7 protein-coding genes are annotated in these 8,303 nt (G+C 70.3%); 2 read left to right on the forward strand and 5 right to left on the reverse strand.

The genetic code is table 11. The features are described 5' to 3' along the window. Positions 1-312 precede the first annotated feature (312 nt). The 5 genes from A7A76_RS14840 to A7A76_RS14860 form a co-directional block, all read right to left on the reverse strand. Positions 313-1,509 (reverse strand): efflux RND transporter periplasmic adaptor subunit, encoded by a 1,197-nt coding sequence (locus A7A76_RS14840; RefSeq protein WP_206411907.1) that lies wholly within the window; start codon positions 1,507-1,509, stop codon positions 313-315. Next, the gene (locus A7A76_RS14845; RefSeq protein WP_206411908.1) at positions 1,506-3,026 is read right to left on the reverse strand and encodes an efflux transporter outer membrane subunit; all 1,521 of its coding nucleotides are present in this window, start codon (positions 3,024-3,026) and stop codon (positions 1,506-1,508) included. The genes A7A76_RS14840 and A7A76_RS14845 overlap by 4 nt, the downstream gene beginning before the upstream one ends. 3 nt (positions 3,027-3,029) lie before the next feature. Beyond that, positions 3,030-3,488: a MarR family winged helix-turn-helix transcriptional regulator gene (locus tag A7A76_RS14850; protein ID WP_074866390.1), complete on the reverse strand. Its 459-nt coding sequence runs from the start codon at positions 3,486-3,488 to the stop codon at positions 3,030-3,032. A 319-nt stretch (positions 3,489-3,807) separates the two neighbouring features. Further along, positions 3,808-4,470: a CPBP family intramembrane glutamic endopeptidase gene (locus A7A76_RS14855; RefSeq protein WP_206411909.1), complete on the reverse strand. Its 663-nt coding sequence runs from the start codon at positions 4,468-4,470 to the stop codon at positions 3,808-3,810. 28 nt (positions 4,471-4,498) lie between these two features. Continuing rightward, on the reverse strand, positions 4,499-5,290 hold the full coding sequence (locus A7A76_RS14860) for a cytochrome C assembly family protein (RefSeq protein ID WP_206411910.1): 792 nt from the start codon (positions 5,288-5,290) through the stop codon (positions 4,499-4,501). A gap of 145 nt (positions 5,291-5,435) precedes the next feature. Between A7A76_RS14860 and ffh the strand changes: the two genes are divergently transcribed. Continuing rightward, positions 5,436-6,803, forward strand: a complete 1,368-nt coding sequence (gene ffh / locus A7A76_RS14865) for a signal recognition particle protein (protein WP_206411911.1) — start codon at positions 5,436-5,438, stop codon at positions 6,801-6,803. A gap of 525 nt (positions 6,804-7,328) precedes the next feature. Beyond that, a complete protein-coding gene (locus tag A7A76_RS14870) occupies positions 7,329-8,231 on the forward strand; it encodes a hypothetical protein (RefSeq protein WP_206411912.1) in 903 nt (300 codons plus the stop codon). Positions 8,232-8,303 lie beyond the last annotated feature (72 nt).

The raw sequence follows: 8,303 nt of genomic DNA on the forward strand, positions 1-8,303 counted from the left end.
TTCGGTTGGAGCCGAGGTTGCGTCGCTTCGGTTGGATTCCGGCTTTCGCCGGAATGACGAACGAGAAGCGATGCGGCTTCGGTTGGAGCCGAGGTTGCGTCGCTTCGGTTGGAGCCGAGGTCGCGCCACCTTCGTGCCGGCAAAAAAGGAAGCGCAGGCGAGAACGACGTGGGGGAGGTGCTCGCCTGCGCCTTGCGGCGGCGGAACGGTTCGCTTCGATCCCGATCGGGGGAGGGATATCGGCCGATGCGAACGCGGCCCGCGCCGCAATGCGGGCGGACGCGCCTCGTGCGCGTCCGTCCGCTTCCATGCTCAACCGTGCTGCATGCCCGGCAGGTTCTCGCGCACGATCTTTTCGATCGTCGCGTCGGCGTCGTGCAACTGCTTGGCGTAGGCCTGGGTGCTCAGCACCGGCTTGGCCGGCGGCGCGCTGGCCAGCACCGCGCCGTCCTGGTCGCGGATGCCGACGTCGACGTGCATGCTCAGGCCCAGGCGCAGCGGGTGTTCGGCCAGTTGCTTGGGCTCGACCTCGATGCGCACCGGCACGCGCTGGATGATCTTGATCCAGTTGCCGCTGGCGTTCTGCGCCGGCAGCAGCGAGAACGCGCTGCCGGTGCCCAGGCCGAGGCTGACGACCTTGCCCTGGTAACGCACCTTGGAGCCGTACAGGTCCGAGTGCAGCTCCACCGGCTGGCCGATGCGCATGTTGGCCAGCTGGGTCTCCTTGAAGTTGGCTTCCACCCACACTTCGTTGAGCGGGATGATCGTCATCAGCGCGGTGCCCGGCGCGACGCGCTGGCCGAGCTGGACGTTGCGCTTGCCGACGAAGCCGCTGACCGGCGCGACGATGGCCGAGCGCTGCAGGTTCAGGTACGCCTGGCGCAACTGCGCGGCGGCCGCGGCGACCTGCGGCTGGCGCGCGACGGTGGTCGCGTCGACCAGGGCGCGGTTGCGCGCCAGGGTGCCGCGCGAGGACGACAGCGCCGCTTCGGCCGAAGCCAGTTCGTCGCGCGCGTGGGCCAGCTCTTCGGCCGAGACCGCGCCGCCGGCGACCAGGCCTTCGCGCCGCTTGACGTCGGCGCGGGCCTTCTGCACCGCGACTTCGCGCGCCGACAGGTCGGCCTGGCCGGCATCGACCGCGCTGTACAGGCCGCGCACCTGGCGCACGGTGTTGGCGAGGTTGGCCACCGACTGGTCGTAGGCGACCTGGGCGTCGTTCGGGTCGAGCTGCACCAGCACCTGGCCGGCCGTCACCTTCATGCCGTCGTCGGCGCCGATGCTGACCACGGTGCCCTGCACCTGCGGGGTGATGTTGACGACGTTGCCCTGCACGTAGGCGTCGTCGGTGTCCTGATGCCAGCGCAGCACCAGCATGTAGTACAGCGTCCACGCGATCGCGGCGACCACGACCACGGTGAGCAGGATCAGCAGCGCCTTGCGGCGCTTGCCGTTCTTCGGCGGCGCGGCCGGCGCCGCCGCGGCGGCGTTGGGATTGACTTCGGTGGTCATGGCGTGGGGGCCTTGGCGATGGCGTTGTTATCGGAAGAAGCGTTGGGGACCGTGGCGGCGACCGGGTCGGGCGGGCTCAGCTGCAAGCCGCCGCCGAGCGCGCGGTCCAGGTCGATGCGCGCGGCCAGGCGCTGCGCGCGCAACGCGGCCAGCTGCTGGTCCAGCTGCAGCAGCGGGCGCTGCGCGGTCAGCACGTCGATCTGGGTGCCCAGGCCGGCGCGGTAGCGGGTGGTGGCGATCTGCCAGGCCTGCTGCGCGGCATCGCGCGCCTGCTGCGCCGAGACCAGCTGGCCGTCGAGCGAGCGCGAGGACTGCACCGCGTCGGCGACTTCGCGCAGCGCGCCGACCAGGCTCTGGTTGTAGTTGGCCACGGCCAGGTCGTAGTCGGCGTCGCTGCCGGCCAGTTCGTTGCGCAGCCGGCCGCCGTCGAAGATCGGCATGCTGATCGCCGGGCCGCCCTGGTACAGGCGCGCCTGGCTGGTGAACAGGTCCGACAGGTGCGCGGTGGCCAGACCGACGATCGCGCTGAGGTTCACGGTCGGATAGAAATCGGCCTTGGCCGCCTTGATCCCGTGCGAGGTCGCTTCCACGCGCCAGCGCGCGGCGACCACGTCGGGACGGTGGCCGAGCAGCTCGCTCGGCAGCACGTCGGGCACGCCGGCGGCGTTGCCGGCCAGCAGGGTCGGGCGGGCGATCTGCAGGCCGCGGTCCGGGCCCTTGCCCAGCAGCGCGGCGAGCGCGTTGCGGGCGGCGTCGATCTGCTGCTGCGCGGCCTGGATCTGCTGGTCGGCGCTTGCGCTGGCGCTCTGCGCGTTGCGGATCTGCAACTGGTTGTCGAGGCCGGCCTTGACCCGCTGCTGGCCCAGGCCGAGCAGCTTGTCCGAACGCAGCTTCTCGGCCTTGGCCACGTCCTGCGCCTCGAAGGCCTGGGCCAGCGAGACGTAGCTGCGGGCGATGTTGGACGACAGCGTCAGGCGCGCGGCCTGGGCTTCGACTTCGGCCGCGCGCGACTGGCCCAGCGCGGCCTGCCAGCGCGCGCGCTTGCCGCCCCACAGATCGGGCGAATACTTGAAGCTCAGCATCAGCACGTCGGCGCCGAGGTATTTGCCGCCGATGGGTTCCGGCGCAAGCGTCTCGGGCAGGTGCGCGCCGGAATACTGCGCGCTGGCGCCGAGAGTCGGCTTGCGCGCCGCGTCGGCGAGGCCGGCCTGGGCGACCGCCTGGCGCACGCGCGCGTCGGCCGCGTCCAGGCTCGGCGAACCGGCCAGGGCTTCGGCGATCAGGCTGTCGAGTTGCGCGTCGCCGAACGCGGTCCACCAGTCGCGCTGCGGGAACTGCGCGGGCGAGAGGTCGGCGGCGGCGAGGCTGCGCTTGGCTTGGAGGCTGTCGGCGTCGAGCGCGTGGCCGGACGGCTGCAGGCCGCGGGTGCTGGCGCAGCCGGCGAGGATCAACGCCGCGGCCAGCGGCGCGAGCACGTATTGCAGCCCGCGGCGCGGGCGAGTGTCGTTGACGGACATGGCTCAGGAACCGGAGAGGGAAAGGTTGTCGCGGACCTGTTCGAGCAAGCGGTACAGCTGTTCGCGGTCGGCGTCGCTGAGGCCGGACATCGCGCGTTCGCGCACGCGCCGGCCGCACTGGTCGATGTCGGCCCAGATCGCGGCGCCGGCTTCGGTCAGGTGGATGTTCAGCGCCCGGCGGTCGTCCGGATCGGCGACGCGCGCGACCAGGCCGCGGCTTTCGAGCTTGTCGAGCAGGCGGGTCATGGCGCCCGGATTGAGCTGGGCCGCTCGCGCCAGCTCGGTGACCCCGGCGGTGCCGATGGCCAACTCCTTGAGAGTGATGAACTGGCTGAAGGTCAGATCGTGGCCTGCCTGGGCCAGCTCGCGCTCCATCTGCGCCCACATCGCGTCGCGCACTTGGCGGAACAGCAGGCCGAGGTTGGAGGTGGAGCAGGGCTGGGTGGGGGTCGGGGTCGTCATGGCGCGGCATGGTGCTCGCCCGCGCAATAGTTGTCAATGCAAATATTGAGCTGACAATAGCCCCGTTCAGCAAGTACCGACCGGGCGTGCTTAAACCGGGTTACCTCGGTCTGGACCGATAAATAGATGATTTATTTGGGTATTTTTCTTGTGCCCGAAGGTGTGACGCAAGCGGTCGAATACTCACCGCAGCGCTGCCGGGACGATTTGTTGCGCCGCAACACGCCAAAGACGATCAAGTCGGCGACGAACGGCGCGCCGGCGAACAGGGTTGGCGGGGGGGCGAACGGGGCCGGCGCAGGCGCTCGGCCGGCCGCAATCAGCGCGCGAACAGCGCCAGCGCGTCGAGCGCGATGTGCGCCACCACCAGCGGCCACAGCCGGCCGCCGACCGAGTACAGCCAGGCGAACGCCAGCCCCATCGGCACCATCACCGCGCCGGCCTCGCCTTGATAGAGGTGGTAGCTGGCGCGGATCGCGGTGCTCAGGTGGATCGCGGTCCACATCGACGGCCGCCCGCGCAGCGCCGAGACCAGATAGCCGCAGACCAGGGCTTCCTCGAAGAACCCGTTGACCATCGAGGCGGCGAGCATCAGCCGCCCGTCCAGGTCGGACGCCACCCGCACCGAGTCGTCGGCATTCATCGGCAGCAGGCCGGTCAGCGCGGCGGCGGCATGAAACACCGAGAACCCGACCAGGGTCGCCGCCGCCAGCCCGAATCCCTGCGCCAGGTCGCGCCAGCGCGGCGCCGGCCCGAGCCGCGCCCAGGTCCAGCCGCGCAGATGCAGGAACGCGCCGATGATCGCCAGCGTCGCCAGTTGCGTGGCCATCAGCCCGCTCAGGCTGGCGTTGTCGAACACCGCCGTCAGCGGCTGCGGCGACAACGCCATGCTCAGGCTCCGGTAGATCGGCGCGCCGAAGGCCAGCGTCAGCACGCCGACGAATTCGCTGCGCGGCGACAGCGATTTGATCCAGTTCACCATCGTGCGTTCCCTGCGCCGGCCGCGCCGGTCAAACCCGCCGCAACACCAGTTCCAGCACGAACTTGCTGCCGAAGAACGCCAGCACCAGCAGCGCCATCGCCGCCAGGGTCCAGCGCACCGCGACCACGCCGCGCCAGCCGTAGCGCCAGCGCCCCAGCAGCAGGCCGCCGAAGGCCAGCCACGACAGCACGCTGAGCACGGTCTTGTGCACCAGGTGCTGGGCCAGCAGGTTCTCCACGAACAGCACGCCGGTCAGCAAGGTCGCGGTGAGCAGGACGAAGCCGACCGCGATGGTGCGGAACAGCAGGCTTTCCAGCTCCACCAGCGGCGGCAGCGCGCGCAGCCAGCCGTGGAACTCGCGCCGGCGCAGCGCGCGTTCCTGCAGCCACAGCATCATCGCCAGCAGCGCCGCCACCGCCAGGGTGGCGTAGGCCAGCAGCGCCATCCATGCGTGCAGCTGCAGGCGCCAGTCCAGCGGCTCGGGGTGCTGGACGTGGCCGTAGAGCTGATAGACCAGCAGCATCAGCGCCGACAGCGGGAACACCACCACGCCCAGCGCGGCCATGCGCCCGGCCGCGCCGACGATCGCGGTCAGCACCGACATGCCCAGCCCGACCAGCGACAGCGCGGCGAAGAAATGCAGGTCGGCGCCGCCGGCGACGCGCCAGGCCAGCAGATGGGCCAGCCCGTGCAGCAACACCGCGAAATTGGCCGGCAACAGCCAGCCGCGCGCGCCGCGGCCGCCGTCGCGGCGCACCGCCGAGACCAGCAGGCCGGTGGCGCCCAGGTACAGGGCGATGGCGATGAGAACGATTGTCATCGGGGGAGTTTGGCATAAGGGCAGGAGATAGCGGATAGGAGTTAGGAGGTAGCAGGGGCCGGCTTTCGCTATCTCCTAACTCCTATCCGCTATCTCCTGGCCGCTATACTGCCGGCCCCGTCGTCGCAGCCCCCGGCCCCCCGCCATGTTCGAATCCCTGACCCAACGCCTCTCCGGCACCATCGAACGCCTGCGCGGCCGTGGCCGCCTGACCGAAGAGAACATCCGCGAGGCCACCCGCGAGGTGCGCATCGCCCTGCTCGAGGCCGATGTCGCCCTGCCGGTGGTGCAGGCGCTGATCGAGCGCATCAAGGTGCGCGCGGTCGGCCAGGAGGTGCTCAAGTCGCTGACCCCGGGCCAGGCCCTGATCAAGGTCGTGCGCGACGAGCTGACCGCGGTGATGGGCTCGCAGGCCGCCGACCTCAACCTCAACGTGCCGGCGCCGGCGGTGATCCTGATGGCCGGCCTGCAGGGCGCGGGCAAGACCACCACGGTCGGCAAGCTCGCCAAGCACCTCAAGGAACGGCGCAAGAAGAAGGTGATGGTGGTGTCCGCCGACATCTACCGTCCGGCCGCGATCGAGCAGCTCAAACAGCTTGCCGAACAGGTCGACGTGCTGTTCTTCCCGTCGGCCGCTTCGCAGAAGCCCGAAGAGATCGTGCGCGCCGCCATCAACGATGCGCGCAAGTCCTTCGTCGACGTGCTGCTGGTCGACACCGCCGGCCGCCTCGCCATCGACGAGGCGATGATGAGCGAGATCAAGGCGCTGCACGCCGCGGTCGCGCCGGTGGAAACCCTGTTCGTGGTCGACGCGATGACCGGCCAGGACGCCGCCGCCACCGCCAAGGCCTTCAGCGAAGCGCTGCCGCTGACCGGCGTGGTGCTGACCAAGACCGACGGCGACGCCCGCGGCGGCGCCGCGCTGTCGGTGCGCTACATCACCGGCAAGCCGATCAAGTTCATCGGCGTGGGCGAGAAGCCCGACGGCCTGGACGTGTTCCACCCCGACCGCGTCGCCAGCCGCATCCTCGACATGGGCGACGTGCTGTCGCTGGTCGAGCAGGTCGAGCAGCAGGTCGACAAGGACAAGGCGCAAAAGCTCGCCGAGAAGGTCGCCAAGGGCAAGAAGTTCGACCTCAACGACATGAAGGACCAGCTCGAGCAGATGCAGAACATGGGCGGCCTGAGCGGGCTCATGGACAAGCTGCCGGGCATGGGCCAGATTCCCGACTCGGTGAAGAGCCAGATCACCGGCAAGGAAGTGCCGCGCATGGTCGCGATCATCAACTCGATGACCAAGAAGGAACGGCGCAACCCGGCCCTGCTCAACGGCTCGCGCCGCGCGCGCATCGCCAAGGGCGCGGGCCTGACCCCGGCCGACGTCAACAAGCTGATGAAGCAATACCAGCAGATGGAAAAGATGATGAGCAAGCTGTCGGGCGGCGGCATGAAGGGCCTGATGCGCGGCATGCGCGGGATGATGGGCGGCCGCGGCGGCATGCCGTTCCGCTGATCGCGTTCGCGCTTCGAACTCGCTCCACGACGGCGGCCCACAGGCCGCCGTCGTCGTTTCGGCGCCCACGTAATTCCGCCCACTACCTGTAGGAGCGGCGCAAGCCGCGACCGCGCCACCGCGCCCACGCCGCAACCGCCGATTCCGTCGCCGCTACAAACGCCGCGATAAATCCGCATCGACTCCCCGCCGCGCACCGCCGCAACCGACCCGCGCCGACACCCGCGCCGACACCCGCGTCGCGCGCACCGCGACGCCGCCGTCCACGCATCGCCGACCGGCGGCCCGCCGCGTTCTCTTCGTGCGAGATGCCCGCGCGGCAAACTTCTCTCCGCACCACGGCAAGCGCATCGCCCAGCACTGCATAGCGAAGTACCCGTCGCAACCGACCCAGACCCGCGCCGGCCTCCGTCGCGCGCCGTCATCGCACCCATCGCAATCGCACCCATCGCAACCGCACGCATCGCAACCGCAAGGACCGGCCGCGCATCCGCACGGCCGCACACAGATCATGGAGATCGCGCAATGACCCGACTCACGACGATGGGCCGCGCCCTCGCGCTGGCCGTCGCCGGCCTGACCGCCGCGCCCGCAGCCCTGGCCGAAACCTCGTACTCGTTCGTCAGCGAAACCGGCGACTACATCGGCCAGGGCCAGACCGGGGCCTACACCGGCAACGATTCGACCATTTCGGTCAGCGGCAACGCGCAGCAACTGCAGATGAGCGTCCGCAAGGGCAACGATTACTGGTACGCCGAACTCGGCGCGCCGCGCGGCCAGCGCCTGCAGCCGGGACGTTACTACTTCGCCGAACGCTCCGCGTTCCGCACCGGCCGCTCGCCGGGCATCGACATCGGCGGCAACGGCCGCGGCTGCAACCGCGTCTGGGGTTCGGTCTACATCCAGCAGATCGAGTACGGCGCCAACGACGCGGTGACCGCACTGGAAGCCACCGGCCTGCAGCGCTGCGAACGCGACAACGCGCCGTTGCTGACCGCGACCTTGCGCTACAACGCGCAGCCGCTGTCGCTGTCGTTGAACAGCGACGTCGGCGACTACGTCGGCCAGGGCGTGCGCAAGGACTACGCCGGCGACACCAGCACGTTCGCCGTGTCGGGCAACGACAGTTACCTGGTCTACAACGCCTCGGGCCAGCGCGATTCGTGGTCGGCGATCCTGCGTCCGCCGACCGGGCAGACCCTGCGCCCGGGCACTTACCCGATCAGCCGCTTCGGCGACGCCAGCAGCTTCGGCTTCGATTTCTCCGGCAACGGCCGCGGCTGCAACCGGGTCGCGGGGACGGTGACGATCCAGGCGGTGGACGTGGATCCGGCCACGCGTCTGGTCACCGGCCTGGCGGCCGATTTCGAGCAGCGCTGCGAAGCCGGCTCGACCGCGCTGCGCGGCAGCATCCGCTACCGGCGCTGAGGCCCGGCGCAGGCCGAGAGGACGCCGCGGCCGGCGTCGGGGGCGATCCGGCCGCGGCCGGGCGGTGCCGGG

The sequence above is a fragment of the Lysobacter enzymogenes genome, from assembly GCF_017168095.1.
GTDB lineage: Bacteria > Pseudomonadota > Gammaproteobacteria > Xanthomonadales > Xanthomonadaceae > Lysobacter > Lysobacter enzymogenes_D.